The sequence below is a fragment of the Lachnospiraceae bacterium JLR.KK008 genome, assembly GCA_037015955.1.
In the GTDB taxonomy this organism is placed as follows: domain Bacteria; phylum Bacillota; class Clostridia; order Lachnospirales; family Lachnospiraceae; genus VSOB01.
On record CP143548.1, the window covers coordinates 798,282 to 825,000 of the forward strand.

General features: G+C 50.3%; 27 protein-coding genes (1 of these 27 running past the window's edge). 24 read left to right on the forward strand and 3 right to left on the reverse strand.

All coding sequences use genetic code 11. The annotated features are described in order from the left end of the window. Nucleotides 1-6 precede the first annotated feature (6 nt). Entirely contained in the window at nucleotides 7-822 is an 816-nt protein-coding gene (locus V1224_04025) for an inositol monophosphatase family protein (protein ID WWR16626.1), read from the reverse strand. Between the two features lie 193 nt (nucleotides 823-1,015). Between V1224_04025 and V1224_04030 the strand changes: the two genes are divergently transcribed. From V1224_04030 to V1224_04065, 8 genes are all read left to right on the forward strand, one after another. Further along, a complete protein-coding gene (locus V1224_04030; protein ID WWR16627.1) occupies nucleotides 1,016-2,107 on the forward strand; it encodes a M23 family metallopeptidase in 1,092 nt (363 codons plus the stop codon). Nucleotides 2,108-2,226: 119 nt separating this feature from the next. Further along, nucleotides 2,227-3,423 (forward strand): DUF1266 domain-containing protein, encoded by a 1,197-nt coding sequence (locus V1224_04035; protein ID WWR16628.1) that lies wholly within the window; start codon nucleotides 2,227-2,229, stop codon nucleotides 3,421-3,423. A 211-nt stretch (nucleotides 3,424-3,634) separates the two neighbouring features. Beyond that, a complete protein-coding gene (locus tag V1224_04040) occupies nucleotides 3,635-4,813 on the forward strand; it encodes an acetyl-CoA C-acetyltransferase (protein WWR16629.1) in 1,179 nt (392 codons plus the stop codon). Between the two features lie 44 nt (nucleotides 4,814-4,857). Next, nucleotides 4,858-5,643, forward strand: a complete 786-nt coding sequence (locus tag V1224_04045) for an enoyl-CoA hydratase-related protein (GenBank protein ID WWR16630.1) — start codon at nucleotides 4,858-4,860, stop codon at nucleotides 5,641-5,643. Between the two features lie 86 nt (nucleotides 5,644-5,729). Then, the gene (locus tag V1224_04050) at nucleotides 5,730-6,569 is read left to right on the forward strand and encodes a 3-hydroxyacyl-CoA dehydrogenase NAD-binding domain-containing protein (GenBank protein ID WWR16631.1); all 840 of its coding nucleotides are present in this window, start codon (nucleotides 5,730-5,732) and stop codon (nucleotides 6,567-6,569) included. A gap of 33 nt (nucleotides 6,570-6,602) precedes the next feature. Next, the gene (locus V1224_04055) at nucleotides 6,603-7,754 is read left to right on the forward strand and encodes an acyl-CoA dehydrogenase (protein ID WWR16632.1); all 1,152 of its coding nucleotides are present in this window, start codon (nucleotides 6,603-6,605) and stop codon (nucleotides 7,752-7,754) included. Nucleotides 7,755-7,912: 158 nt separating this feature from the next. Next, the gene (locus tag V1224_04060; GenBank protein WWR16633.1) at nucleotides 7,913-8,698 is read left to right on the forward strand and encodes an electron transfer flavoprotein subunit beta/FixA family protein; all 786 of its coding nucleotides are present in this window, start codon (nucleotides 7,913-7,915) and stop codon (nucleotides 8,696-8,698) included. A 20-nt stretch (nucleotides 8,699-8,718) separates the two neighbouring features. Next, nucleotides 8,719-9,768: an electron transfer flavoprotein subunit alpha/FixB family protein gene (locus V1224_04065; GenBank protein ID WWR16634.1), complete on the forward strand. Its 1,050-nt coding sequence runs from the start codon at nucleotides 8,719-8,721 to the stop codon at nucleotides 9,766-9,768. A 104-nt stretch (nucleotides 9,769-9,872) separates the two neighbouring features. Here V1224_04065 and V1224_04070 read toward each other — a convergent pair whose 3' ends face one another. Further along, nucleotides 9,873-11,045: an iron-containing alcohol dehydrogenase gene (locus V1224_04070; GenBank protein WWR16635.1), complete on the reverse strand. Its 1,173-nt coding sequence runs from the start codon at nucleotides 11,043-11,045 to the stop codon at nucleotides 9,873-9,875. A 230-nt stretch (nucleotides 11,046-11,275) separates the two neighbouring features. On the opposite strand from V1224_04070, the gene V1224_04075 reads away from it, so the two are divergent. The 16 genes from V1224_04075 (at nucleotide 11,276) to ispD (ending at nucleotide 25,975) form a co-directional block, all read left to right on the forward strand. Then, nucleotides 11,276-12,439, forward strand: a complete 1,164-nt coding sequence (locus tag V1224_04075; protein WWR16636.1) for a BMP family ABC transporter substrate-binding protein — start codon at nucleotides 11,276-11,278, stop codon at nucleotides 12,437-12,439. A gap of 152 nt (nucleotides 12,440-12,591) precedes the next feature. Further along, a complete protein-coding gene (locus V1224_04080) occupies nucleotides 12,592-14,133 on the forward strand; it encodes an ABC transporter ATP-binding protein (protein WWR16637.1) in 1,542 nt (513 codons plus the stop codon). Then, nucleotides 14,126-15,259, forward strand: coding sequence for an ABC transporter permease (locus V1224_04085; GenBank protein WWR16638.1), 1,134 nt, complete (start codon nucleotides 14,126-14,128; stop codon nucleotides 15,257-15,259). Before V1224_04080 ends, V1224_04085 begins: the two co-directional genes overlap by 8 nt. Further along, complete coding sequence (locus tag V1224_04090) at nucleotides 15,256-16,209, forward strand: ABC transporter permease (GenBank protein ID WWR16639.1); 954 nt, start codon at nucleotides 15,256-15,258, stop codon at nucleotides 16,207-16,209. Before V1224_04085 ends, V1224_04090 begins: the two co-directional genes overlap by 4 nt. Nucleotides 16,210-16,580: 371 nt before the next feature. After that, a complete protein-coding gene (locus V1224_04095; GenBank protein WWR16640.1) occupies nucleotides 16,581-17,291 on the forward strand; it encodes an ABC transporter ATP-binding protein in 711 nt (236 codons plus the stop codon). A 41-nt stretch (nucleotides 17,292-17,332) separates the two neighbouring features. Then, nucleotides 17,333-18,835, forward strand: a complete 1,503-nt coding sequence (locus tag V1224_04100) for an efflux RND transporter periplasmic adaptor subunit (protein WWR16641.1) — start codon at nucleotides 17,333-17,335, stop codon at nucleotides 18,833-18,835. Between the two features lie 66 nt (nucleotides 18,836-18,901). Then, nucleotides 18,902-20,122, forward strand: coding sequence for an ABC transporter permease (locus tag V1224_04105; GenBank protein WWR16642.1), 1,221 nt, complete (start codon nucleotides 18,902-18,904; stop codon nucleotides 20,120-20,122). 98 nt (nucleotides 20,123-20,220) lie between these two features. After that, on the forward strand, nucleotides 20,221-20,700 hold the full coding sequence (locus V1224_04110; protein WWR16643.1) for a YcxB family protein: 480 nt from the start codon (nucleotides 20,221-20,223) through the stop codon (nucleotides 20,698-20,700). Nucleotides 20,701-20,704: 4 nt separating this feature from the next. Then, nucleotides 20,705-21,142: a tRNA (adenosine(37)-N6)-threonylcarbamoyltransferase complex ATPase subunit type 1 TsaE gene (gene tsaE / locus V1224_04115; protein ID WWR16644.1), complete on the forward strand. Its 438-nt coding sequence runs from the start codon at nucleotides 20,705-20,707 to the stop codon at nucleotides 21,140-21,142. Next, nucleotides 21,139-21,870, forward strand: coding sequence for a tRNA (adenosine(37)-N6)-threonylcarbamoyltransferase complex dimerization subunit type 1 TsaB (tsaB, locus tag V1224_04120; GenBank protein ID WWR16645.1), 732 nt, complete (start codon nucleotides 21,139-21,141; stop codon nucleotides 21,868-21,870). The genes tsaE and tsaB overlap by 4 nt, the downstream gene beginning before the upstream one ends. 8 nt (nucleotides 21,871-21,878) lie before the next feature. Continuing rightward, nucleotides 21,879-22,295 carry a ribosomal protein S18-alanine N-acetyltransferase gene (gene rimI / locus V1224_04125; GenBank protein ID WWR16646.1) on the forward strand — a complete coding sequence of 139 codons (417 nt, stop codon included), beginning with the start codon at nucleotides 21,879-21,881 and terminating at the stop codon, nucleotides 22,293-22,295. Between the two features lie 74 nt (nucleotides 22,296-22,369). Continuing rightward, nucleotides 22,370-22,618 (forward strand): hypothetical protein, encoded by a 249-nt coding sequence (locus tag V1224_04130; GenBank protein WWR16647.1) that lies wholly within the window; start codon nucleotides 22,370-22,372, stop codon nucleotides 22,616-22,618. 55 nt (nucleotides 22,619-22,673) lie between these two features. Next, nucleotides 22,674-23,585 carry a ribonuclease Z gene (locus tag V1224_04135; GenBank protein WWR16648.1) on the forward strand — a complete coding sequence of 304 codons (912 nt, stop codon included), beginning with the start codon at nucleotides 22,674-22,676 and terminating at the stop codon, nucleotides 23,583-23,585. 11 nt (nucleotides 23,586-23,596) lie between these two features. Continuing rightward, nucleotides 23,597-24,193 carry a DUF6715 family protein gene (locus V1224_04140; protein WWR16649.1) on the forward strand — a complete coding sequence of 199 codons (597 nt, stop codon included), beginning with the start codon at nucleotides 23,597-23,599 and terminating at the stop codon, nucleotides 24,191-24,193. A 16-nt stretch (nucleotides 24,194-24,209) separates the two neighbouring features. Beyond that, nucleotides 24,210-25,265 carry a tRNA (adenosine(37)-N6)-threonylcarbamoyltransferase complex transferase subunit TsaD gene (gene tsaD, locus V1224_04145; protein ID WWR17420.1) on the forward strand — a complete coding sequence of 352 codons (1,056 nt, stop codon included), beginning with the start codon at nucleotides 24,210-24,212 and terminating at the stop codon, nucleotides 25,263-25,265. A gap of 2 nt (nucleotides 25,266-25,267) precedes the next feature. After that, entirely contained in the window at nucleotides 25,268-25,975 is a 708-nt protein-coding gene (ispD, locus tag V1224_04150; protein ID WWR16650.1) for a 2-C-methyl-D-erythritol 4-phosphate cytidylyltransferase, read from the forward strand. On the opposite strand, the gene V1224_04155 is transcribed toward ispD, so the two are convergent. Continuing rightward, nucleotides 25,972-26,719 carry the 3' portion of an MATE family efflux transporter gene (locus tag V1224_04155; GenBank protein ID WWR16651.1) on the reverse strand. The gene runs 587 nt beyond the window's last position, so the window shows 748 of its 1,335 coding nt (coding positions 588-1,335); its start codon lies off the right edge, out of view; the stop codon is at nucleotides 25,972-25,974. The two genes, ispD and V1224_04155, sit on opposite strands and share 4 nt — an antisense overlap.

Here is a 26,719-nt window from a genome sequence, read left to right on the forward strand (position 1 = left end):
TGCTTCTCAGACGGTCTCCTGTGATTTCCCTGCGATCTTCTGCAAGCACTCAAATACGGTCTTTCCGCCGGCGATGATGCCGGATTTTTTGCGACAGTCCAGGGTCTCGTGTTCGATCGGGGCGATCAGCCCTCCGGCCTCCCGGAGGATAACAGCGGCGCCGGCGTAATCCCACGGACAGAGCCGGTATTCGAAAAAGCCGTCGCATTTGCCGCAGGCTGTGTAGCACAGTTCCAGTGCGGCTGAGCCGAATCGGCGAAAGTCCCCGCACAGGGGAAGCAGGGCAGTGATCATGTGGAGGTATTTTTCATGGAGCTCTTCATAATAGAGGGAAGTGCCGGCACAGATAATAGCGTTTGCCAGAGGTTTTTCGGAGACGTGGATCGGTTTATCATTGAGAAAAGCGCCCTGTCCGCTGACTGCCGTATACAACTCATCGAGAAAGGGATTGCAGACGATGCCTGTCAGTCCGATTGTTTTGTAATAGAGACCGATGGAGATGGCGGACTGTCTGTTGCCGGAGATAAAATTCTGTGTCCCGTCGATCGGGTCGATGATCCACGTAAAGTCCGCAAGAGAGGCAGGGGCGTCGCTCTCCTCCAGCAGGAAAGAGGCACCGGGCAGCAGAGGCGTCAGCTCTGTCACGAGCATCTCCTGCACTTTCAGGTCCATATCAGTGACGAAATTGGCATGTCCCGTTTTTTGAGAGACAGAGGAGATGGCGGTTTTCGCCAGATAATTTCCGGTCTTCTTTGCAATTTCTTTCGCCCTGTCGGCGATCTGTTCCAGTTCCCGTTCGGAAAGAGGGATTTCCTTTGTCATAGCGTCCTCCTGTCGTTGTGTCTGGTTTATTGTATACATTCTATTGTACAAACGGTGAGTTCCGAAGTCAATGCACAGTCCGCTCTTTTGCGTGTTCCTGCGGTTCTTTCTTTTTGTGGTATTTCATATATTATGAGGAAGGCATAGAGGCGGAATGGACGCCATACCCACTAAGGTACGGCGCTGCGATACTATGAAATATCTGAAATATGTAAAATGTGCGATCGTGGCGGAATGTGTGCTGCTGACATGTATGGGTTTTTTTATGTGTGCGGAGAAAGACACGGCGCTGCCTGCGGCGGCCACGGAAGGAACCGGGCGGGGCTCTGACACTGCGGATGAGGGAAAAGAGACGCAGGAGAACGAAGACTATATCAAATGGGTGGAGTTTCATGCGACCGAGGAAATTCTCAGCGCCGCATACCGGCTGGATGTGGAAAGTTACGGTGAGAAAGTACATCTGAGCTGGATTGATCTGCTCGCCTACGTGGCGGCGAAACATGGCGGACAGTTTCCGGGCGGCTGTGTCAGGGAGATGGAGCAGACTGCGGAGAAGCTGCGCAGCAGGGAGACGACGATCGAAGAACTGACGCAGGATATGCAGTATTTTTCTTATTATCAAAAGGCATATTCGGCCATTCTCGGCGGCTTCGTCGGAGAATATCAAATACAGAAAAAAAGAGAGGACGGCAGGCTCTACTGGGAGAACTGTTACGGCCTCAAAGCCTTTTCTCCGGTGGCCAGGGGATTCTATTATGAAGATTACGATGACTTTGGCGCTTCCAGGAGCTATGGATATGCCAGGCCGCATCTGGGTCATGATATGATGGGACAGATCGGGACGCCGATCATTGCCGTGGAATCCGGTTATGTGGAGGCGCTTGGCTGGAACCGGTACGGTGGCTGGCGGATCGGCATCCGAAGTTTCGACAAAAAACGATATTATTACTATGCACATCTGCGCCAGAATTTTCCTTATAACAAAGAGCTGAAGGAAGGCAGTGTCGTCACGGCCGGAGATGTGATCGGCTATATGGGACATACGGGCTACAGTGATACGGAAAACGTCAATAATATCAAGACGGTACATCTTCACTGGGGACTGCAGCTCATCTTTGACGAGTCTCAGAAGGAGGGAAACAATGAGATATGGGTCGACTGTTACCAACTGACAAAATTCCTCTACAAAAACCGGTCGGAGACGGAAAAGGACGAGGAGACGAAGGAATGGCACCGGGTATGTGATATGAAAGATCCGGCGGTGGAAGCGTTTGTGAAAAAATGATAAAAGCATGTTGCATGGGGCGTGATAAGACTGGGAAAATGCAACATTTTAATTGACGAAATGAAATTTATTTGGTATCGTTATATCGTTACATAAAATTATAAGCGAGGGTGAAACGAATGAAGACAAAGAAAAAATGGTCCGTAATCGTGGCAGTATTGCTTGTCGTGACAATGCTTGCAGGTTGCGGAGAAACCGTCAAAAAGGAATTTAAGGCGGAAAACGAAACATTCAGTATTCAGATGGATGAGACCTGGAGTGCGGAGAGCATGGGGGATGACGGCATTCTGGCGATCTTCAGCAAGGATGAGACAAGAGGGATCATCGTAGCACAGTTTCCAAAGAATATGGGATATTCCGATATGGAAACGGTAAAGGATTCCGTGGAGACGACCTTTACGATGAACAGTGTGACTGCTGCGGAGGCACCGGCGTCTATCCCGGGTCTGGAAAATCTTTCAGCGGATATGAGCGGTATCGTACTGGAAGGACAGTCAGAGGAATGCTATACGGTCTATGGAGAGTCTGAATACGCATATTATTCCTTTATCTACATTGCCAAGAAAGTGTCTGATAAGAAAGTCGGACAGTTCCAGGAAGTGTGTGCTAGTTTTGTAGAGACAGCACCGGAGATCGAGGATAATTCCCAGGTAGCGGTTACTGACACGATCCGTTGGTTCAATGCTACCTGTGCGGTACTTACAAGCTCAAACGGCTGGGACTACAATATATTTGGCGGGCTTCCGGCAAATGACGACAGCAAGGCGATTGAAGTGGAGCTTCTGGATGAATGGTGGGGTGTAACAGACAGGGCGTCTGCGGACGAGAACATGGACTGGCTGTTGACAGAGGGACACAGAGCGTCCTTCGCAGCGGATGTGGCTTCGGTACCGGAGCAGATCCCCGGCATAGAAGAAGTACCTGCCGCAGACAGAATTACATGGATCATGGAGAATTATGATGCGGCCCAGGAGGATGCGGAAGCAGTCGTGTACTGGTACAATCTCTATGAGGAGCAGGGAGACAAGGTGCTCAGCGCATGGGACTACAGCCGTGCGATGTCGCTTCTCGGATACTATTATCTGGCAGGCTACTATACGGAGACAGAGGCTCTTGACAAATCTCTGGAAGTTGCCGGCACGATTCAGAGTACATTCACTTCCTGGGATGAGTTCATGGAGAGCTACTTTACCGGATATGAATACTGGTCGGATGAGGACAGCAGTGACAGACGTGCACTTTATGAGGAAATTAAGGCCGCTTCTGATAGTCCTTACAGCCTGGATTTTGGTATGACACTGGAAAAGAGCTGGTAAACGGCACAGCTTTTGGTCAATAAAATAGCGACAACTGTAACGGAGAATTTCGGAATCGGAATTCTCCGTTTTTTCCGCTTTCCTGCCCTGAAAATCGTTGCAAAAAGCCATGCCCTATGATACAATGAAAACAGCGGACAATGATAAAAAAATAACAATCATTGTCGAGTCCTGACAATCAGGTATTTTATTTCAAATGGAGGAAATCAGAATGGCAAAGAAGATTGTTTTAGCAGGTGCGTGCCGTACCGCAATCGGAACAATGGGAGGTTCCTTAAGCACAACACCGGCAGTTGAGCTGGGAGCGATCGTAATCAAAGAGGCATTACAGAGAGCAGGAGTTGCACCGGAAGCAGTTGACCATGTATATATGGGCTGTGTCATCCAGGCTGGACTGGGACAGAACGTTGCACGACAGTCAGCGATCAAAGCAGGACTTCCGATTGAAGTGCCGGCAGTGACGACCAATGTTGTCTGCGGTTCCGGTCTGAACAGTGTGAATATGGCTGCACAGATGATTCTTGCAGGAGATGCGGATGTAGTGGTTGCAGGTGGAATGGAAAACATGTCCATGGCTCCTTATGCGATTCCTCAGGGCCGTTACGGATATAGAATGAACAATGGCGTGTTGGTGGATACGATGATCAAAGACGCATTGTGGGATGCTTTCAATGATTATCATATGATCACAACGGCAGACAATATCTGCAGAGAATGGGGACTTACCCGTGAAGAATTGGACGAGTTCGCATTAAAGAGCCAGCTGAAGGCGGAAGAAGCGCAGAAGACGGGCGCTTTTGAAAAAGAGATCGTGCCGGTCATGATCAAGAAGAAAAAAGAGATGGTAGAGTTTAAGGTAGACGAAGGACCGCGTGCAGGCTCTACGATTGAAGGGCTGCAGAAGCTCCGTGCGATCAACAAAGATGGCTTTGTCACAGCAGGAAACGCTTCCGGTATCAATGACGGCGCGGCAGCGATCGTCGTTATGAGCGAGGAGAAGGCGAAAGAGCTGGGTGTTACACCTATGGCTACCTGGGTAGCAGGCGCTCTTGCAGGCGTAAGACCTGAAGTGATGGGTATCGGTCCGGTGGCAGCGACAAAGAAAGTAATGGCTAAGACAGGCTATAAGATCGAAGACTTTGACATTATCGAGGCAAACGAGGCATTTGCGGCACAGTCTGTGGCAGTGGGCAAAGACCTTGGTATTGACGTTGACAGACAGCTCAATCCGAACGGCGGTGCGATTGCACTCGGTCATCCGGTTGGCGCTTCCGGCTGCCGTATTCTTGTCACTCTGCTTTATGGTATGCAGGCAAGAGGCGCTAAGAAGGGTCTGGCAACGCTCTGCATCGGCGGCGGCATGGGCTGCTCTACGATCGTAGAGATGTAAGAGACTCTCGATAGTCGATATGATAACGAAAAAGGAGAATGGCAATGGAATTTATTTTATATGAGCAAAAGGGTGCGGTAGGAACGATTACCATCAATCGTGAGAAAGCGCTGAATGCACTCAATTCCACCGTGTTGGATGAGCTGGATCAGACTTTGGATGCGGTCAATCTGGACGAGGTCAGATGTCTGATTCTGACAGGGGCAGGACAGAAATCTTTTGTGGCAGGCGCCGACATCGGGGAGATGAGCACACTGACAAAGGCTGAAGGCGAAGCATTCGGCAAGAAAGGAAACGATGTGTTCCGCAAACTGGAAACATTCCCGATTCCTGTGATCGCAGCAATCAACGGCTTTGCGCTGGGCGGAGGCTGTGAGATCTCCATGAGCTGTGACATTCGCATCTGCTCTGAGAACGCCGTATTCGGACAGCCGGAAGTGGGTCTTGGCATTACGCCGGGATTTGGCGGCACGCAGAGACTTGCCCGCCTGGTAGGCGCCGGCATGGCGAAACAGATGATCTATACGGCGAGAAATATCAAGGCTGACGAGGCATACCGGATCGGTCTTGTCAATGCTGTCTATCCCCAGGAAGAGCTGATGGCAGCGGCGGAGAAGATGGCTGCGGGCATTGCCAAGAATGCGCCGATCGCAGTGCGCAACTGTAAGAAAGCGATCAACGACGGACTTGACGTCGATATGGACGCGGCGATCGTGATCGAGGAGAAGCTGTTTGGCGACTGCTTCGAGACGCAGGATCAGAGATATGGCATGGCATTTTTCCTTGACAAAAACAAAGAGAAAGTAAAAGAGCCGTTCCAGAACTGCTAATCCAAACGTATCATAGCCGGGAGGAAGAGGCCGTGGTCCGGCCGCTTCCTCCGGTATCAATCATAGAAAAATCAGGAGGAAGAACGATGAAAGTAGGTATTATCGGTGCAGGAACAATGGGTTCCGGAATCGCACAGGCGTTTGCGCAGACAGAAGGATATGAAGTATGCTTATGTGACATCAATGAAGAATTTGCGGCTAACGGTAAAAACAAGATTGCCAAAGGGTTTGAGAAGAGAGTTGCCAAAGGTAAAATGGAGCAGGCTGCGGCAGATGCCATTCTTGCCAAAATCACGACAGGCGTTAAGACAATCTGCACGGACTGTGATCTGATCGTAGAGGCAGCGCTGGAAGTTATGGACATTAAGAAACAGACATTCAAAGAGCTGGAGGAGATCTGCAAAGCGGATTGTATTTTTGCGACCAACACTTCTTCTCTCTCCATCACAGAGATCGGCTCCGGCATTAATCGTCCTGTAATCGGTATGCATTTCTTCAATCCGGCTCCGGTTATGAAGCTCGTGGAAGTGATCGCAGGGCTCAATACACCGGCAGAGACAGTGGAGACGATCAAGAAAATCTCCGAGGAGATCGGCAAGACACCGGTACAGGTGGAAGAAGCGGCAGGCTTTGTCGTAAACAGAATCCTGATTCCGATGATCAATGAGGCAGTGAGCATCTATGCGGACGGCGTTGCCAGTGTGGAAGGTATCGATACGGCAATGAAACTGGGCGCTAACCATCCGATGGGACCTTTGGAGCTGGGTGATCTGGTAGGTCTGGATATTTGTCTTGCAATCATGGAAGTGCTTTACAACGAGACCGGCGATACCAAATATCGTCCTCATCCGCTCCTTCGCAAGATGGTTCGCGGCGGCCTGCTCGGACGCAAGACCGGCAAAGGGTTCTATGACTATACAAAATAATAATCAACTATAAATGATGGAGGAATAAAGATCATGGATTTTACTTTGAGCAAAGAACATGAAATGGCGAGAGCTTTATTCAAAGAATTCGCTGAAACAGAAGTAAAGCCTCTGGCTCAGGAGGTAGATGAAACGGAAGCGTTCCCGAGAGCGACCGTGGAGAAGATGGCAAAATACGGTTTTCTCGGAATTCCTGTTCCGAAGGAATATGGCGGACAGGGCTGTGATCCTCTGACCTATGCGATGTGCGTGGAAGAGCTCTCCAAAGTCTGCGGCACGACAGGCGTTATCGTTTCCGCACATACTTCTCTTTGCATTGATCCGATCATGACCTATGGTACGGAAGAACAGAAACAGAAATATGTCGTACCGCTTGCAAAAGGTGAAAAGCTGGGTGCTTTCGGTCTGACAGAGCCGGGTGCCGGCACCGATGCACAGGGACAGCAGACAAAAGCTGTTCTGGATGGAGACGAGTGGGTGCTCAACGGCAGCAAGTGCTTCATCACGAACGGAAAAGAAGCTGACGTTTATATTATCATCGCAGTAACGGGTAAGATCGAGAAACGCGGCAGAATGCAGAAAGAGATCTCCGCATTTATCGTAGAAAAGGGTACGCCCGGATTTACATTCGGTACAAAAGAGAACAAGATGGGTATCCGCGGCTCCTCCACTTATGAGCTGATCTTTACGGACTGCCGTATCCCGAAGGAGAATCTCCTTGGCCAGAAGGGCAAAGGATTCGGTATCGCTATGCACACGCTCGACGGCGGACGTATCGGTATCGCTGCACAGGCGCTCGGACTTGCAGAGGGCGCTCTTGAGACAACGATTGAGTATGTAAAAGAGAGAAAGCAGTTTGGCAGATCAATCGCACAGTTCCAGAATACACAGTTCCAGCTCGCTGATCTGGCTACAAAGGTAGAGGCTGCACAGCTGCTTGTATACAAGGCAGCGATGGCGAAAGCGACACAGAAAGTTTATTCCATCGAAGCGGCAAAGGCAAAGTTATATGCGGCTGAAGTTGCAATGGAAGTGACGACGAAGTGTGTACAGCTCCACGGTGGCTACGGCTACATAAGAGAGTACAATGTAGAGCGTATGATGCGTGATGCCAAGATCACAGAGATCTATGAAGGTACCAGTGAAGTACAGCGCATGGTCATCAGCGGCGCACTGCTGAAATAGTCGCGATAAGCAATGAAAATCAGGGCAGGGCGGGGAACGCGTCTGCATGACGAATCGCCCTGACGAAGATTTGAGGCGCAGCGCGCGTTCAATAGCCAGAGCCTTTTGGACATTTGCGCCGTATATGGACAGAAAAAAATATAAGGAGAGAAAGCACAATGAAAATCGTTGTTTGTATTAAACAGGTACCTGATACAAAGGGTGGCGTTAAGTTTAACCCGGACGGTACACTTGATAGAGCAGCAATGCTTGCGATCATGAATCCGGATGACAAAGCCGGACTGGAAGCGGCACTGAGACTGAAAGACCAGTATGGGGCAGAAGTAACCGTACTTACAATGGGACTTCCGAAAGCGACGGATGTCCTTCGTGAGGCGATCGCTATGGGTGCTGACAAAGGCATTCTCGTGACAGACAGAGTGCTGGGTGGCGCCGATACATGGGCAACATCCACAACGATTGCCGGTGCGATCAGAAATCTGGAGTATGACCTGATTATCACAGGCCGTCAGGCAATCGACGGAGATACGGCTCAGGTTGGTCCTCAGATCGCAGAGCATCTCGAAATTCCGGTTATTTCTTATGCACAGGATATTAAAGTTGAGGGTGACAAAGTGATCGTACAGCGTCAGTATGATGACAGATACCATGTACTGGAGGCACAGATGCCTTGTCTGATCACCGCACTTTCCGAGCTGAATGTACCTCGTTACATGACGCCGGGCGGAATCTTTGACGCATGCAAAGCTGAGATCACAACATGGGGCAGAGCGGATCTGAAAGATGTGGATGATTCCAATCTGGGTCTTGCAGGTTCTCCGACTAAGATCGCAAAGGCATCCGACAAAGTGCGCAAGGGCGCAGGAGAAAAAGTGACTCCGGATTCTCCGGACGATGCGGTTGCTTACATTATCGGTAAATTCAAAGAGAAACATGTCATTTAATAAATAAGGTGGTGAACGAGATGAATTTAGAAGAATATAAAGGCGTATATGTGTATGCACAGCAGGTTGACAATGAGATCAGCGGCATTGCATACGAGTTACTTGGAAAGGCAAAAGAACTGGCAGCTCCTTTAAATACCGACGTGACGGCAGTGCTGATCGGTTCCGACGTAAAAGGACTGGCTGATTCTCTCGCAGAATATGGCGCTGACAAAGTCATCGTCGTAGATGATCCGGAATTAAAAGAATACAGGACAGAGCCTTATGCACATGCACTTTCCTCTGTGATCAACAAATATAAACCGGAGATCGTGCTGGTGGGCGCTACCGCGATCGGCAGAGACCTTGGCCCGACCGTATCTGCCAGAGTGGCAACCGGTCTGACGGCTGACTGTACTGTACTGGAAATCGGTGATTTCCCGCTTGTAGCCGTTCCCGGAAAGGAAAGTGAGCAGAAACACAATCAGCTTCTGATGACACGTCCGGCATTTGGCGGCAATACGATCGCAACGATCGCCTGCCCGAACAATCGTCCGCAGATGGCTACCGTACGTCCCGGCGTTATGCAGAAGATCGATCCGATCAAGGGCGCTAAGGCAGTTGTGGAAGAGTACAATCCCGGATTTGCTCCGAATAACAGATATGTGACGATCAAGGAAGTTGTGAAGGCAGTTTCCAATACAGTTGATATTATGGATGCAAAGATTCTCGTTTCCGGTGGCCGTGGTGTAGGCAGCCCTGAGAACTTCAAGATTCTTGAGGATCTGGCTGCAGTTCTGGGCGGTACGGTAAGCTGCTCCCGTGCAGTCGTGGATTCCGGCTGGAAGCCGAAAGATCTGCAGGTAGGACAGACAGGAAAAACCGTACGTCCGAACGTATACTTTGCGATCGGTATTTCCGGTGCGATCCAGCATGTGGCTGGTATGGAAGAGTCTGATATTATCGTGGCGATCAACAAAGATGAGGACGCTCCGATCTTTGACGTGGCTGACTATGGTGTCGTAGGGGATCTGAACAAGATCGTTCCGGCGCTGACAGAGAGTTTGAAAGCAGAACTGGCTGCAAAATAATCTCGCGGTGCCACATATATTGTAAAAGATAGATGAAAATAAGGGGTGGGACCGTCGGTCTCACCCCTTTGTCGTACGGAAAAGTTATGTATGCCATCTGAAGGTTAGCGGCAGGCCAGCCGATAGACTTCCTCGCATTCCTTCGGCCCGAGTTTGACAAAAAAGCCTTCCGTGCGCCCCTCGATCTGGAGCGTTTCCAGGAGCCTGGGAATGTCTTCTTCCCTGGCGCCCAGCTCCGCAAAAGAAGTAGGCATCCCGACGCTGTGGAAGAATGCTTTTGTCCGGGCGATTCCCTCACGGGCCGTCTCCTCCGGATTCCGGAAGTTCATCTCGCAGTCCCATACCCGGACTGCAAACTGGGCAAACCGGTTCACATCGTGTCGCATGACATAAGTCATCCATGCGGGGAAGATAACGGCCAGCCCGGCCCCATGGGCACAATCATAGAGAGCCGAGAGTTCATGTTCCAGATTGTGGCTGGCCCAGTCCTGTTCCCGGCCGACGCCGCAGACATCGTTGTGAGCCAGTGTACCTGCCCACATGATATTAGCTCTGGCCTCATAATCATGAGGATCTTCCAGCACTTTCGGCAGCTCTTTGATAATCGTCTTTAAGATACCCTCACAGAGGCGGTCTGTAATCTCCACGTGCTCTGTGTTGGTGAAATACCGCTCGAATACATGGGCCATAATGTCGGTGCAGCCGCTGGCCGTCTGATAAGGCGGAAGTGTCATCGTAAGCTCGGGGTTCATAATCGAGAACACCGGCCGCATCCTTTCACAGCCAAATCCTCTCTTGTACATACCGTTTTCATGGGTGATAACGGAACCGTCGCTGCCTTCGCTGCCTGCGGCCGAAATCGTCAGTACGGAGGCTATGGGCAGGGCGCTTTCCGGGAAAGCCTTTCCCATATAAAAGTCCCAGAAATCTCCCTCATAAGGGACACCGATGGCGATGGCCTTTGATGAGTCGATGGTACTTCCGCCGCCGACCGCCAGAATAAAGTCTACTTTTTCCCTGCGGCAGAGCTCAATGCCTTCATACACGAGACCGCTGCGGGGATTTGGTTTCACTCCGCCAAGTTCGACACAGGCAAGTCCTTCTTTTTCCAGTGACGCTTTCACACGGTCTAACAGGCCGCAGCGGACAACGCTTCCGCCGCCGTAGTGGATCAGTACTCTGCTTCCTCCAAAACGCTTCACATACTGTCCGGCTTCCTGTTCCGTGCCTTTTCCGAATGCAAAATAGGTGGGACTGTAGAAAGTAAAATTGTTCATATAATATGCCGCCTCTCCTGATGGTTTTATTTTACGCAGTGCTCTGTTGATTTTCAGTATAACGTATTTTTCAGGCTGCGTCCACCGGGAAACAGAGCCGGCGGAGATTGATTTCATGACACAAATCAGGCAATCATGATCTCAAAGAGAGCTTCGGAATAACACTTGCAGAAACCGACATTTTACGGTATGATAAAACAGAAAACAGTTATTTGTACAGGAGGTTAATTATGAGAAGCAAAATTTTAAGCGCATTATTGTGCGTGAGCATGGTTGCGGCTATGCTGACAGGATGTGGCAGCGCGCCGCAGGAGTCCGCACCCGCTGCCGAGACAGAAGCGGCAGCAGCTGAGGGAGATGCAGCAGAGGAAGACCAGCAGGTAACATCTTCCGAGGCATCCGCAGACGGCGGTTATGAGCTGGCGCTCGTGACAGACCTGGGAACGATCGACGATAAGTCTTTCAACCAGGGTGCATGGGAAGGCATGGAGAAATATGCAAAGGAAAACAATATTTCCTATAAATATTACCAGCCGCAGGAAGGCACGACCGACGCCTACATCGAGACGATCGGACTTGCGATCGAAGGTGGTGCAAAGCTGGTCGTATGCCCGGGATTTTTGTTTGAGGAGCCTGTCTATGTAGTACAGGAGCAGTATCCGGACGTTCACTTTATCCTGCTTGACGGCGAGCCTCATGATGCGGACTACAATTACAGCACGGCTGAAAATGTTATGCCGATTCTGTTCCAGGAAGATCAGGCCGGTTATCTTGCAGGCTATGCGCTTGTAAAAGACGGTTATACAAAGCTCGGTTTTATGGGCGGTATGGCAGTTCCGGCGGTTATCCGTTTCGGTTACGGATTTGTACAGGGCGCTGACGCGGCAGCAGAAGAGCTTGGCGTTGACGTAGAGATTATGTACAACTATACAGGTGCATTCGCGGCGACACCGGAGGCACAGGCAATGGCAGCAAGCTGGTACCAGAATGGTACAGAAGTTGTATTTGGCTGCGGCGGCGCAGTTGGTAACTCTGTTATGGCAGCAGCAGAAGAGGCAGGCGCAAAGGTAGTCGGCGTTGACGTTGACCAGTCTTCAGAGTCTGAAACGGTTATTACTTCCGCAATGAAACAGCTCAGCGTTTCCGTATATGACGGTGTGAAAGCGTTTTATGACGGTTCTTTCCCTGGCGGAAGCACGACTGTATTTACAGCAGAGAACAACGGTGTAGGCCTTCCGATGGATACTTCTAAATTCGAAACATTTGGACAGGCTGACTATGATGCTCTGTTTGCAAAACTGGCAGGCGGCGAAATCTCGATTGAGAACAGCACAGAGGACAGCACGACGGCAGACCTGACTCTGGCAAAGACGACAGTGAATTTCGTAGAGTAATCAGACAGGTTCTCACAGTATAAAAAGGGGTGCTTTTGCACCCCTGTTTTTGAATATACAGGGAAATCAACCGCGCCGAAGGATGGAGCTGTGCGGCGTACAGGGATGGCTTTCCCTGCCAGACTGATTCAGGTGACAAAAGGGGATAAAGAATGGACTATGTAATTGAAATGCTGAACATCACGAAAGAATTTCCCGGTATTATCGCCAACGATGATATTACATTGCGTGTGAAACAGGGAGAGATTCATGCGTTGCTGGGGGAGAACGGCGCCGGAAAGTCTACGCTGATGAGTGTCCTTTTCGGACTGTATCAGCCGGAGAAAGGAACCATCAAAGTAAAAGGCAGAGAAGCGGCGATCAAAGGCCCGCTGGATGCCAATGCGCTGGGGATCGGCATGGTGCACCAGCACTTTAAACTGGTACATAATTTTACCGTACTGCAAAATATCGTATTGGGGATAGAGGCAGTGAAGGGCGGTATCATTCAAATGGCGGATGCCAGGAAGAAAGTGATGGCGCTCAGTGAAAAGTATAATCTGCTCGTAGATCCGGATGCGCTCATCTCCGATATTACGGTAGGGATGCAGCAGAGGGTGGAAATCCTGAAGATGCTGTATCGTGATAACGATATTCTGATTTTTGATGAACCGACGGCAGTTCTGACACCGCAGGAGATCGACGAGCTGATGCGGATCATGAAAGATCTGGTGGCGGAAGGCAAGTCCATATTGTTTATCACGCATAAGCTGAATGAAATCAAAGCGGTGGCCGACAGATGTACGGTGCTGCGCCGGGGAAAATATATTGGTACGATTGAGGTTGCCGACGCAGATAAAGAGACGATGTCGGAGATGATGGTAGGACGGAAAGTCAACCTGACTGTGGAGAAATCCGAGGCAAAGCCGGGAGATGTCGTACTTGAGGTAAAAGATGTCTGTGTAAAGTCCGTGCGGGAAGGACACGCGCAAAATGTTGTCGACCATGTGAGTTTCCAGGTACGGAAAGGCGAGATTGTCTGCATCGCAGGCATCGACGGCAATGGTCAGACGGAGCTTGTACAGGCCATCACCGGACTGGGGAATATGAGTCAGGGAAGCATTATTGTCAATGGAGAGGATATGACGCATAAGGCAATCCGTTATAAAAATACGCACGGAATGTCCCATATCCCGGAGGACAGACACAAACACGGACTGGTTCTTGACTATAATCTGGCCTACAATCTTGTGTTGCAGCAATATTTTGAACCGACTTTCAGCAAAGGCGGTTTTCTGAAGAAAGATAAGATCAGAGAGTATGCGGACATGCTCATCGAAAAATATGATATACGAAGCGGACAGGGCCTGGAGACGATTACGCGCAGTATGTCCGGCGGGAATCAGCAGAAAGCGATCGTTGCCAGAGAGATTATGAGAGATCCGGATATTCTGCTGGCGGTTCAGCCCACGAGAGGACTGGACGTGGGAGCCATTGAATATATCCACAGACAGCTCGTAGCACAGAGGGATTCAGGAAGCGCTATTTTGCTCGTCTCTCTGGAACTGGATGAAGTCATGAACTTAAGCGACCGCATTCTTGTCATCTTTGAGGGGGCGATCGTGGCAGATCTGAATCCAAAAGAGACGACGGTACAGGAACTCGGTCTTTATATGGCCGGCTCGAAGAGAAAGGGGGCAGCACAGAATGCGTAAGGGTAAGTTTGACTATACAGGGGTGCTGTCGTCTGTCTTTGCCATTGTGATCGGTCTGTTGATGGGACTTGTAATCCTCGTACTTTGCAATCCGGGGCAGGCGTTCCCGGGGTTTGCAATGATTCTGACGGGAGCCTTTACCCATGGAGCCAAAGGCGTGGGACAGGTGTTTTATTATTCGACGACAATCATCCTTACAGGACTTTCCGTCGGTTTTGCCTTTAAGACCGGATTGTTCAATATCGGCGCCAGCGGACAGTTTATCGTGGGTGGTTTTGGGGCTGTGTATATCGGTGTGATGTGTGAAAATCTGGGGAGTTTCCACTGGGTTGTGGCACTGCTCGCAGGTGTGCTGCTCGGTGCCATATGGGGTTCTGTCCCGGGACTGCTGAAAGCATTTTTCAATGTGAATGAAGTAATTTCCGCAATTATGATGAACTATATCGGCATGTATGCGGTCAACTGGTTTGTGAAAAGTTATAAACCGATCTTCAATAACCTTCGCAACGAGAGCAAGCCGGTGCTGAGCACCGCCAATATTCCCAAAATGGGACTGGATAAGATTTTTCCCGAGTCCAGCATCAATGGTGGCTTCCTGATCGCAGTGCTGGCGGTAATTCTTGTCTACATCGTTTTGGACAAGACGACATTCGGCTACGAGCTGAAAGCGGTCGGATACAACAGAGATGCCAGTCGCTATGCGGGCATTAACGAGAAAAAGAGCATCATTCTCTCAATGGTCATCGCAGGAGCGATTGCCGGACTGGCAGGGGCCTGTCTCTATCTGGCGGGAACGGGCAAGCATATTGAGATCGTGGACGTTATTGCGGACGAGGGCTTTACCGGTATCTCGGTCGCGCTGCTTGGACTTTGTCATCCGATCGGCATTTTATTCTCGGGAATTTTTATCGCCTATCTGACGGCGGGCGGCTTTTATCTGCAGCTCTTTGAGTTTTCTACGGAGATCATCGACATCATCGTGGCGATTATCATATATTTCAGTGCATTTGCACTGATCGTGAAGATGCTGCTTCAGAAATTCAGTAAGGGTAAAGCGGAGAAAAGACAGGAGGACCCTCCGGGACCGGAGGAAAAAACTATGCGGAAGGGAGGAAACGAAGCATGAGTGTCGTATATTTTATATTTCAGCAGACGATGTTTTTTTCCATTCCTCTTTTGATCGTGGCTCTCGGCGGCATGTTCTCGGAACGAAGCGGTGTCGTCAATATTGCGCTGGAAGGCATTATGACGATGGGCGCCTTTACGAGCATTCTGTTTCTCAATATGACGGGCAAGACAATGAGCGGACAGGGGCAGCTTTTGATCGCGATTGCCATCGCGATGGTGACAGGGGTGTTTTTTTCTCTCTTCCATGCCTATGCGGCGATCAATATGAAAGCCGATCAGACGATCAGCGGTACGGCGCTGAACATGTTTGCGCCTGCATTCGCCATCTTTGTAGCGAGAATCCTTCAGGGTGTGCAGCAGGTGCAGTTCTCGAATACGTTCCGTATTGAGGCTGTTCCGGTGCTTGGCAGCATTCCGGTGCTCGGTGATCTGTTCTTTAAAAACACATATATTACAACCTACCTGGGGATCGCAATTCTGGTAATCTCCACGATCGTTTTATACCGGACGAGGTTCGGACTGCGGCTTCGTGCCTGTGGGGAACATCCGCAGGCGGCCGATGCGGCAGGGGTGAATGTATACCGGATGCAGTATGCAGGCGTGATTATTTCCGGCGCTCTGGCCGGGCTTGGAGGACTGGTATTTGTCGTACCGACGTCTACAAACTTTAATGCGACTGTTTCCGGCTACGGGTTTCTGGCGCTGGCGGTACTTATCTTCGGACAGTGGAAGCCTGTGCGTATCATGTGGGCCTCTCTGTTTTTCGGATTGACGAAGGCGATTGCAGCAGCCTATTCGGGTATTCCGTTTTTGCACAATATGGGCATACCCAGCTATCTGTATAAGATGATTCCGTATATCGCAACGCTCATTGTTCTCATATTTACCTCGAAAAATTCTCAGGCGCCCCGTGCCAGCGGCGTACCGTATGACAAGAGTGCAAGGTAGGGGGATAAGATGTGGCAAAGATTATGCCAGTCAAATCACATAGGGACGATAATTTTAGAAAGAGCGGCTTGTGCCGCTCTTTTTCGTAATACGGGAAACACTTCAAGATTAAGAAATTTTTAATACTTTCCCCACTTCTCTCTTCATTTTTTTCCTGTAAGATAAGACAGAACGCAGTCGTCGTGTCGGCAAAAGACAGAAGGAATGGCAGCTTGCGGCGCCGCATGGCTGAACTGCGTCACTGCTGTCATAAAATTCTTGTGCCGTGACGAAAAATTTATGATATGATAAATGTTAGCGAATCAATGAGGCATGGACAGAGGAAATCTGTGCCTGGTGACTATGAATGGAAATGATAAAAGGAAGATATTATGTCGGAACTGATCACCCTGAAGGACATCTGTAAAATTTATAATCCGGGAGAAAATGAGGTGCGGGCGCTGGATGGTGTCAATCTGCACATTGATGAAAATGAGTTTGTGGCGATTATCGGCCAGTCTGGCTCCGGAAAATCAACACTGATGAATGTGCTCGGCTGCCTGGATGTGCCGACAAGCGGAACTTATATGCTGCACGGACAGGACGTGTCGCATATGACGGATGATGAGCTTTCTGATATTCGCAATAAAGAGATTGGTTTTGTCTTTCAGGGATTTAATCTGATTCAGAATCTGACAGCTCTGGAAAATGTGGAGCTGCCACTGATCTATCGCAATGTCGGGAGGAAGGAACGGGAGACGCTCTCTCTTGCGGCGCTGCAAAAGGTAGGACTGGAAAAGCGGATGACGCATAAGCCGGCCGAGATGAGCGGCGGACAGCAACAGAGAGTAGCCATCGCCAGGGCCATTGCACAGGCTCCACCGGTGATCCTGGCAGATGAGCCTACCGGGAATCTGGACTCTGGCTCTACCAAAGAGATCATGGAGATTCTGCGGGGGCTTCACAGAGATGGAAGGACGGTTATACTGATCACGCATGACAATGAGATTGCGGCGCAGGCGGAGCGGGTGATCAAGATCAAAGACGGGAAGATATGGTCGGATACCGCAGATGGGGAAAGCCAGAGAGAGCCGGAAGAGTAAGGCGTGTTCAGAGAAAAATAAGGGAGAGAAGGGGAGGAAAGATGATAGGATTCAAAAAGAAGGAAGAGAAACTGACAGAGATGGAACCGGTGAAAAGGAAGGCCAACCCTGCCAGGAGAAAGAAGATCATAAAGCGCATCATCGTGGCAGTCATTGTGATTGCGGTTGCAGGCACGATGGCGATACGGTCCGCACAGAGTAAAAACACGGTGCCGCAGATTCCGGCGGTCACGGTGGCCAAAGGGGACATTGAGACGACCGTGAGCACGAGCGGCGTTGTGGAGAGCGAAATATCCAGAATCTACTATGCGCCGATGGCGGCCAAAGTCTCGGAATTGAATGTGGAACTGGGCGATGCGGTCAGGGCCGGTGACACTCTCCTTGGCTATGATACGGAAGATCTGGAATACAAACAAAGATCAGACGCGCTGGATGCGCAGGCGAGCGAAAGCAGCTACCAGAGTTCCATTTCGGAGAGCAATAAGCAGGAAGCAATTTATCAGCAGTCGCTGGAACAGCTTGCGAGTATCGAGATGATGATCGACGCGCAGGAAGCGGCGATCAGACAGCTGCAATATTATGTGGAGGATGAGAGGACTGAGCAGAAACTGAAACTGTATGATGAGAGATACCGTTTGAACCGCAGGATCAATAATCTGAGTGTACAGTCATACATCGAGGATACGGAGGGGGTTCATGTCTCACAGGCACAGGCGATGAATGAACTGGAGGAGATCAACAAGAAACTGGAGGAACTGGAAGGAGACAAAGAGCTGACAGAAGTCGAGCGTCAGATTGTGCTCGAGCAGGAGAAGCTGGCCGATCTGGAAGTTATTCGGGACGAATTGAAGGCGGATCGGAATTCCTCTGAAAGTGCGATTCTGGATGTACATAAAAAGAAAGAGCTGGAGGCCATCGCTGAGAAAGGACGAATCAATGAGGCACAGGCACAGGCGCATCTGGAGGAGGCCCTCGTCGGTGTGAAAGCTGATTTCAACGGCATTATCACGGAGCTGGAAGTCAACGAAGGCTATGTCACAGAAGCGGGTACAAAGTTGATGAAGCTGGAGAGCAGCGATAATGTGAGAGTCAATATCTCCCTCTCCAAATATGATCTGGCGAAGGTCGAGCTGGGACAGAAGGCAGAAGTGACGATCTCCGGGCAGACCTATGAAGGCACGGTGAGCAAGATCAATCGTATGGCGCAGCAGAATGATTCCGGGACGCGTCTCGTCGCTGCACAGGTGCACGTGGAGAACCCGGACGACAACGTCTATCTGGGTATCGAGGGGAAGGTTGTCATTCTGGCACAGAAATCGGAAGATACTCTGATCGTACCGATCGCCGCTGTCAATGTGGATCAGGAGGGAGACTTCTGTTATGTGCTCAGGGACGGTCTGGTGACGCGTCAGGTAGTGACGACTGGCCTCTCTGATGTCAACAATATCGAGATCATTGACGGACTGGAAGAGGGGGACATTGTGTTCACTGCTTCCTCCGGTCTGATGGAAGGGATGCAGGCAGAGGCGCTTTTGATGGAGTAAAAGAATCATCGCATTGATAAGGGGAAAACAGGTTCAGGAGCAAGGACAAACGGAAAGGGTTTCGTTATGCGGCAGTTGTGGGAGTATGTAAAAATTGCATTGATGAACATCAAGAGCAACAAAGGACGTTCAATTCTGACGATGCTCGGTATCATCATTGGGATCTCTTCGGTCATAATGCTGATCTCGATCGGAAACGGCATTAAAGGTAAGATCAATCAGGAATTGGAGAGTATGGCAGGCGGGCAGGTTTACCTGTATGTCAACAGCAATACGAGTGAGGGAGATTATATCCGCTTTACGGAGGACGACTTTGAGCTGATCCGGGAGAAAGTCCCTCATGTCATCGGGGTGTCGCCGTCCTGGAGCTGGTGGGGCGCCACGGTTACGAGCAGAAGAGGAGAATATATGGCAGTCTTGCAGGGCGGAAACGAATATCAGGAATATTCGTCTCAGGAGCCTTTTGTGTATGGCAGTTATTTTACGAAGAGTGACTGCGATGCCAGCCGGGATGTCTGCGTGATCACAGAATATGGGGCGAGGCAGCTCTTCGGTACGACAAATGTCGTTGGCGTGACGATTGAGCTGACTTTATATAATGTGACGAGAGAGCTGACGATCGTCGGTGTGAGGAAAGACAGTGAATCGACAATGCTCAATATGCTGAATGGAGAGCAGATCTACATCGATGTTCCCCTGCAGATGTTTTCAAATTTCGGATTTTATCTCGGAGACTTTGATTCCATGATTGTCTATGGGGAATCTTCGGCGTACTCTTCTGAAATGGCAAAAGATGCCGTGCGTCTGCTGGAAGCAAAATATAATATACGCGGTGAAAACCTGATCCAGATTCAGGATTTCAATGATAATATGGATCAGATTGGCAGTATTTTGAATTATATTACCTTGTTTGTGTCATTTGTAGCGGCGATCTCGCTTCTTGTCGGAGGCATCGGCGTCATGAACATTATGCTCGTCTCTGTCACAGAGCGTACGCGGGAGATTGGCATCCGCAAAGCGCTGGGAGCGAGGACGTCTTCGATTATGTTGCAGTTTCTTTCGGAGTCGGCGATTATCACGCTCGTGGGCGGCGTCATCGGGATTTCGATCGGTATTGGCGGAGCGATGGCAGTGTGCGGGGCGATCGGCTTTCAGGCGGATGTCGATGTCGGCATTATCCTCTCGGCAACGCTGTTTTCCTCCTGTGTAGGTCTGTTTTTCGGAATCTACCCGGCGCGGAAGGCGGCGAAACTCAGCCCGATTGAAGCGCTGCGGTTTATGTCGTAGCGGCAAGCCGCACGATGGATGCGGGAAGGAAGTGGATTTCTTAAATGGCACCTTGCGCCTCCATTCCATTTTGGGTATAATGGGATGGAGGTATTTTTATGGAACTGCAATTTCAGACAAAAATTACGGCTAACATTTTATATGATTATATGCTGCATCACACGTATAACAGTCCTTCGGGCATGATTGGCAGTGGTATCGGCGGAACGCTTGTCGTTCTGTTTTTCAATTCCGGGAATTATCTGCATCTGATCGCGGGCGTTGTGTTGCTGCTGTATCTTCCGTGCAGTCTGTTTCTGAAATCGCGCAGGCAGATGCTCAGCACGCCCGCTTTCAGGGAGCCGATCTGTTATCGTCTGTGTGAAGAGGGGATCGAAGTGTCGCAGGGAGAACAGTGTCTGCTGCAGAAATGGGAAGAAATGTACCGGGCTGTGTCTACAAAGACGAGTATTATCCTGTACAGTACGAAGACGAACGCATGGGTCTTTCCGCGCAGGGATCTGGGCGAGCAGATGCCAAAGGTCATAGAGATGATCTCTACCCATATGCCGCCCGGGAAAGTGAGAATACGGTGGTAGCGCTATGAGATATGAGACAAGAAATGCGCAGGAGACGTTTGCGCTGGGGATGCGGATTGGAGAGTCTGCGAAGCCGGGACAGGTTTACACATTGACAGGCGACCTGGCGGCCGGTAAGACAGTATTCACCCAGGGGGTGGCGAGGGGGCTTGGCATTACGGAGCCGGTAAACAGCCCTACGTTTACGATTATGCAGTCATATGAAAGCGGCCGGCTGCCCCTTTATCATTTTGACGTATATCGCATCGGGGATGTGGAAGAGATGGAAGAGATCGGCTATGAAGAGTGCTTCTTTGGCGGCGGTGTCTGTCTGGTTGAATGGGCGGAACTGGTCAGCGAGATCTTACCGGAGACCTGTATCCGGATCCGCATTGAAAAAGATCCGGCGCAGGGCTGCGATTACAGAACGATCACGATTGAGAATGGGATGGATAGAGAATGAAAGTATTGGCATTGGACAGCTCCGGTCTGACGGCCTCTGTGGCGGTTGTGGAAGATGATGTCGTGACGGCGGAATACAGTGTACATTATAAAAAGACACATTCCCAGACGCTGGTGCCGATGATGGACGCTGTCGCACGGATGACAGAATTGGATCTGAAAACAATCGACGCCATTGCGGTTGCGGCGGGGCCGGGGTCTTTTACCGGACTGCGGATTGGGAGTGCTACGGCGAAAGGACTTGGGCTGGCGCTTGAAAAGCCGATCATTCCTGTGCCGACGGTGGACGGCCTGGCATACCAGATGTATGGGACGGAGCTGTTGATCTGCCCGATGATGGATGCGAGAAGAGACCAGGTGTACACCGGTCTGTATGAATTTGTGAGAACAGGAGAGGGCAGTCCTGCGGGCTATGCGCTTCACAGTATCAAAGAGCAATGTGCGGTACCGGTCGAGGAGATCGCCGACTGCTGCAATGTGCTTGGCCGTGAGACAGTTTTTTTAGGGGACGGCGTGTCTGTGTATGCCGGGAAGCTGGCGGCGCTTTTGAACGTTCCCTATTCGTTTGCGCCGGCGCACAGACGGCTGCAGAGCGCTGCCGCGGTCGGCGTCTATGCGTCCGTTCTGTACAGGCAGGGCGTGTGGGAGTCTGCCAGAGAGCACAGACCGGAATACTTGCGGCTGTCCCAGGCAGAGCGTGAGCGGCTGGAAAAAGAGAGGCAGCGATGATCCGCCGGATGGAGGCAGGTGATCTGGATCAGGTCAGTGCCAATGAGGCGGCTTGCTTTTCCATGCCATGGTCGAGACAGGCATTTTGTGATCTGCTGAACAAAAAAGAGGCCATTTATCTGGTGGCGGAGGTTGACGGACGGATCGTGGGGCACTGCGGTGTGATTGAGATCGCCGGGGAGGGGGAAATCATGAATGTGGCAATCCATCCAGGCTACAGAAACCGGAAGATCGGGAAAGCGATGCTGACAAGGCTGTTAGAGGAAGGGGAACGGGCAGGCATTACTGCATTTACGCTGGAGGTAAGAGCCGGTAATCTCCCCGCCGTGCATCTGTATGAGCAGGCAGGATTTCTGACAGAAGGCGTCAGACCGGGGTTTTATGAGAAACCAAAAGAGGACGCGCTCATCATGTGGAAAAGATAGGCAGGCAAAGGAACAATTACCACTCTTTTCAAAAGCTATCCATGGTATACTTCTCTGGAAAAGGAGGGATAAGTATGCGCAAATTCGCAGAGATGGGAGGCGGTGAGCTGACAGAAGTCAGATGCAACTGCTGCGGACGAAAGATGACGATGGACAATGGCATCGTGAAGGAAGGCTGTGTGAGGGCAGAGATTCCGTTTGGATATTTTTCAGACAAAGACGGTCAGGTACATGTCTTTGACTTGTGTGAAACGTGTTATGATCAAATGACTGCCGGTTTCAGTATACCGGTGGAGACAAAAGAAAAGACAGAATATTTATGATAAAGGTGAGGTTTTCGGGGACCAGAACCGATATATAAATAAAACAGAGGATTTTATGCTGGATATATGTTTGCTTGGAACAGGGGGAATGATGCCGCTGCCGTACAGATGGCTGACCTCTCTGATGGTAAGATACAATGGAATGAGTGTGCTCATCGACTGTGGTGAGGGAACGCAGATCGCGCTGAAAGAAAAGGGATGGAGTCCCAAACCGATTGATGTGATCTGTTTCACTCATTTTCATGCCGATCATGTGAGCGGACTGCCAGGGATGCTGTTGACGATGGGAAATGCGGAGCGGACAGAGCCGCTGCTGCTGATCGGACCCAAAGGGCTGACTAAAGTTGTGAATTCGCTGCGGATCATCGCGCCGGAACTTCCATTTCCGATCGAATGCCGGGAGATCGAAGGGACACAGGAGAGCTTCTCCATCGGTGGGATGACGATCGAGGCTTTCAAAGTGAATCACAATGTGCTGTGTTATGGGTACAGTGTCAGCATTGCGCGGATTGGCCGGTTTCAGCTTGAGAAGGCGCAGGCCCTTGGCATAGAAAAGAAATATTGGAATCGTCTGCAAAAGGGCGAGACAATCGAGACGGAAAACGGAGTCTATACACCGGACATGGTTTTAGGAACACCGCGGAAAGGGCTGAAAGTCACATATACGACGGACACCAGGCCGACGGAGAGTATTGTCAGTCATGCGGCGGGCTCGGATCTGTTTATCTGTGAAGGGATGTATGGAGAGCCGGAGAAAAAGGCCAAGGCGAGAGAGTATAAGCATATGACTTTTTACGAGGCGGCGGAGATGGCCAGAAGGGCACAGGTGAAAGAGCTTTGGCTGACGCATTTCAGCCCGTCTCTTGTGAGAGCGGAAGTCTATATGCCGGAAGTGAGAAAAATATTTCCGGCGTCCTTTGCCGGAAAAGACGGAAAGACGGCGGAGCTTGTATTTGAAGAAGAGTAGGAGATGATCAAATGAAACGTCGTAACGGAATCAGAGGCATGATAATATTTCTCATTCTGATCTTCATGTTGGTCGGCTATTATTTTTATCTCTCCAACCGGACGAAGACTTCCGGGGAGGAAGAGGAAGAGACGACAAAAGTGCAGGAAGTGCTTTTGCGTGATCTGACGAAAAACTATCCGGCGTCTCCCAAAGAAGTATTGAAATATTACAGTGAGCTGACGCAGTGCCTTTACAATGAAGACTATTCTGAGGAAGAGCTTTTGCAGCTTGCCGATAAAGCGATGGAGCTGTATGATGAGGAATTGGCTTCGTACCAGTCGGAGCTGACTTATATAGAGTCCGTAAGAGCAGATGTCGCTGCTATGAAGGCGGATGATATTCAGGTGTCCAGCTATAAGACTTCTTCCAGTACGGATGTGGATTATTTTACAAAAGACGGAAGAGAATGTGCACGTCTGTTCTGCACGTTCACGATGCGCAAGGGTACCAGTCTTGCTTCCATAGAAGAAGTGTTTATCATGCGCAAAGACGAGGCTGGTCATTGGAAGATTTATGGCTGGCAGGAAACGGACGCCGGGATGCAGGGGACAGGGAAGGTTGAGTAGAACAATGGACGGAGATATGGAGCTGACAAAACAGGAGAAAGCGGGGCGGACACCGGAGGAGATCCTGATTCTGGCGATTGAGAGCTCCTGCGATGAGACGGCGGCGGCAGTTGTGAGAAATGGCCGGGAAGCGCTGTCTAATGTGATTTTTTCCCAGATAGAGCTGCATAAACTTTATGGGGGCGTTGTGCCGGAGATCGCGTCCAGAAAACATATCGAGAAGATCAATCAGACAATTCAGGAGGCGCTGACGCAGGCCAATAAAAGTCTGCATGAGATGACGGCGGTTGCAGTGACTTACGGGCCGGGATTGGTAGGCCCTTTGCTTGTCGGCGTCTCAGCCGCCAAGGCGATCAGCTTCGCAACGGGCAAGCCGCTCATTGGCGTGCACCATATCGAAGGACATATCAGCGCCAATTATATTGAAAATACAGAATTGGAACCACCTTTTCTCTGTCTGGTTGTGTCAGGTGGACACACACATCTCGTTATAGTCAGAGAATACGGTGTCTATGAGATCATTGGCAGGACGAGAGACGATGCGGCCGGAGAAGCATTTGATAAGGTGGCGAGAGCCATCGGGCTCGGTTATCCGGGAGGGCCGAAGATCGACCGGTTAGCGAGAGAGGGAAATCCGGATGCCATTCATTTTCCACGCGCCAGAGTGGAAGAAGCGGTCTATGATTTTAGTTTCAGCGGCCTGAAATCGGCTGTATTGAATTATCTCAATTCCTGTGAGATGAAAGGGGAGGCGGTCAATCGTGCGGATGTGGCGGCTTCTTTTCAGCGCGCCGTCATCGATGTGCTCGTGGGACATGCCATGGAAGCTACAGAGCAATACGGGTTTCAAAAGTTCGCAATCGCAGGCGGCGTAGCTTCCAACTCTTCGCTTCGACATGCCTTTGCGGAGGAATGCCAGAAACGAAACATAGCTTTTTACTATCCGTCACCGATACTCTGTACCGACAATGCGGCGATGATCGGGTCGGCGGCCTATTATGAATATCGGAGAGGGATCAGGAGCGGGCTTGATCTGAATGCGGTTCCCAATCTGAAGTTGGGAGAACGATGAAAATGGCGAAAACAGCGGCGATCGTGCTGGCGGCCGGCCAAGGCAGCCGCATGAAGAGTGATATTCACAAGCAGTATCTTTTACTGGCAGAGAAACCGGTGCTCTATTATTCTTTGAAAGTATTTGAAGACAGCTTTGTCGATGAAGTGATTCTGATGACCGGAGCCGGAGAGGTTTCCTATTGCCGGAAAGAGATCGTGGAGAAATACGGATTCCATAAGGTGAGTCATATTGCAGAGGGCGGCCGGGAACGGTATCACTCTGTTTTTGGTGGATTACAGTTATTGCAGAATTGCGAATATGTGTTTATTCATGACAGTGTAAGGCCTTTTCTCACAGAGGAGATATTGGAACGGGCTTATGAGGCAGTGCGCAGAGATCAGGCCTGTGTCGTCGGGATGCCGGTGAAAGATACGATCAAGACTGCGGATGCAGACGGCTATGCGGCCGATACCCCAAGGCGCGATTTGCTGTGGACCGTTCAGACACCACAAGTCTTTTCCCTGCCATTAATAAAGAACGCTTACGCTGCTTTTATGGAACAGGAAGAAGAACTTCTGGCGCAGGGGGTGAGGATCACGGATGATGCCATGATCGTCGAGCGGTTTACGGATACCCGCATCCGGCTTGTCGAAGGATCCTATGAGAATATTAAGATCACGACGCCCGAGGATATGATCGTAGCGGAAGCACTGAGAAAGCGCAGCTAATGCTGCGCCATTTTTTTATATTCTTTCCGAAAAAATATGATAGAACATGTCATGGCAATCGTCCAACCGACCGGCCATGCACACCAGATTCCGGCTGCCGATCCGGTCATGCCGGAAAAGAGAAAGGCCAGAACGACACGCAGGAACAGGTCAATGAAAGTGGCTGTCATGAACTGCTTCATGGCGCTGACGCCGCGCAGAATGCCATCTGCCACTAATTTTGCCGAAACCGCGAAATAAAAGGGAGATAAGATCCATAAAAACTGTCTTCCTGTCATCAGTGCCGCAGCGGAGCTTTGTTCCATAAACAGAAGTAATAGCCAGTTACCTGCCAGAATATAAAGAGCGCAGAATGGAACACAAAGACACCACATCATTTTCAGACCGGCCCGGAATCCGGCCTGGATGCGCTCATATTTTTGGGCGCCAAGATTTTGTGCGGAAAAGTTGGAGATGCCGTTGCCGATCGTTGTGAAAGAGGTGATGACGAGATTATTCAGTTTCACTGCGGCAGAATAACCGGCCATCACGGAGGCGCCAAATCCGTTGATTACGCTCTGGATCATGATATTTCCCACAGAAATAAAGCTCTGCTGTAAAATGCTGGGAATGGCGATCACCATAATATTTCTCAGTATTCTGCGGTCAAATAAGGGCGGTTTTTCCGCTACTTCTATTTTCTTCAGCCTTATCCATACGGTGAGGACGGCCAGAATACAACTGACTCCCTGACAGAGGAAGGTT

Bases quoted from the DNA above. Each gene is read 5' to 3' on its own strand.
- V1224_04025 (WWR16626.1), bottom strand. From the start codon at position 822: ATGACAAAGGAAATCCCTCTTTCCGAACGGGAACTGGAACAGATCGCC.
- V1224_04030 (WWR16627.1), top strand. From the start codon at position 1,016: ATGAAATATCTGAAATATGTAAAATGTGCGATCGTGGCGGAATGTGTG.
- V1224_04035 (WWR16628.1), top strand. From the start codon at position 2,227: ATGAAGACAAAGAAAAAATGGTCCGTAATCGTGGCAGTATTGCTTGTC.
- V1224_04040 (WWR16629.1), top strand. From the start codon at position 3,635: ATGGCAAAGAAGATTGTTTTAGCAGGTGCGTGCCGTACCGCAATCGGA.
- V1224_04045 (WWR16630.1), top strand. From the start codon at position 4,858: ATGGAATTTATTTTATATGAGCAAAAGGGTGCGGTAGGAACGATTACC.
- V1224_04050 (WWR16631.1), top strand. From the start codon at position 5,730: ATGAAAGTAGGTATTATCGGTGCAGGAACAATGGGTTCCGGAATCGCA.
- V1224_04055 (WWR16632.1), top strand. From the start codon at position 6,603: ATGGATTTTACTTTGAGCAAAGAACATGAAATGGCGAGAGCTTTATTC.
- V1224_04060 (WWR16633.1), top strand. From the start codon at position 7,913: ATGAAAATCGTTGTTTGTATTAAACAGGTACCTGATACAAAGGGTGGC.
- V1224_04065 (WWR16634.1), top strand. From the start codon at position 8,719: ATGAATTTAGAAGAATATAAAGGCGTATATGTGTATGCACAGCAGGTT.
- V1224_04070 (WWR16635.1), bottom strand. From the start codon at position 11,045: ATGAACAATTTTACTTTCTACAGTCCCACCTATTTTGCATTCGGAAAA.
- V1224_04075 (WWR16636.1), top strand. From the start codon at position 11,276: ATGAGAAGCAAAATTTTAAGCGCATTATTGTGCGTGAGCATGGTTGCG.
- V1224_04080 (WWR16637.1), top strand. From the start codon at position 12,592: ATGGACTATGTAATTGAAATGCTGAACATCACGAAAGAATTTCCCGGT.
- V1224_04085 (WWR16638.1), top strand. From the start codon at position 14,126: ATGCGTAAGGGTAAGTTTGACTATACAGGGGTGCTGTCGTCTGTCTTT.
- V1224_04090 (WWR16639.1), top strand. From the start codon at position 15,256: ATGAGTGTCGTATATTTTATATTTCAGCAGACGATGTTTTTTTCCATT.
- V1224_04095 (WWR16640.1), top strand. From the start codon at position 16,581: ATGTCGGAACTGATCACCCTGAAGGACATCTGTAAAATTTATAATCCG.
- V1224_04100 (WWR16641.1), top strand. From the start codon at position 17,333: ATGATAGGATTCAAAAAGAAGGAAGAGAAACTGACAGAGATGGAACCG.
- V1224_04105 (WWR16642.1), top strand. From the start codon at position 18,902: ATGCGGCAGTTGTGGGAGTATGTAAAAATTGCATTGATGAACATCAAG.
- V1224_04110 (WWR16643.1), top strand. From the start codon at position 20,221: ATGGAACTGCAATTTCAGACAAAAATTACGGCTAACATTTTATATGAT.
- tsaE (WWR16644.1), top strand. From the start codon at position 20,705: ATGAGATATGAGACAAGAAATGCGCAGGAGACGTTTGCGCTGGGGATG.
- tsaB (WWR16645.1), top strand. From the start codon at position 21,139: ATGAAAGTATTGGCATTGGACAGCTCCGGTCTGACGGCCTCTGTGGCG.
- rimI (WWR16646.1), top strand. From the start codon at position 21,879: ATGGAGGCAGGTGATCTGGATCAGGTCAGTGCCAATGAGGCGGCTTGC.
- V1224_04130 (WWR16647.1), top strand. From the start codon at position 22,370: ATGCGCAAATTCGCAGAGATGGGAGGCGGTGAGCTGACAGAAGTCAGA.
- V1224_04135 (WWR16648.1), top strand. From the start codon at position 22,674: ATGCTGGATATATGTTTGCTTGGAACAGGGGGAATGATGCCGCTGCCG.
- V1224_04140 (WWR16649.1), top strand. From the start codon at position 23,597: ATGAAACGTCGTAACGGAATCAGAGGCATGATAATATTTCTCATTCTG.
- tsaD (WWR17420.1), top strand. From the start codon at position 24,210: ATGGAGCTGACAAAACAGGAGAAAGCGGGGCGGACACCGGAGGAGATC.
- ispD (WWR16650.1), top strand. From the start codon at position 25,268: ATGGCGAAAACAGCGGCGATCGTGCTGGCGGCCGGCCAAGGCAGCCGC.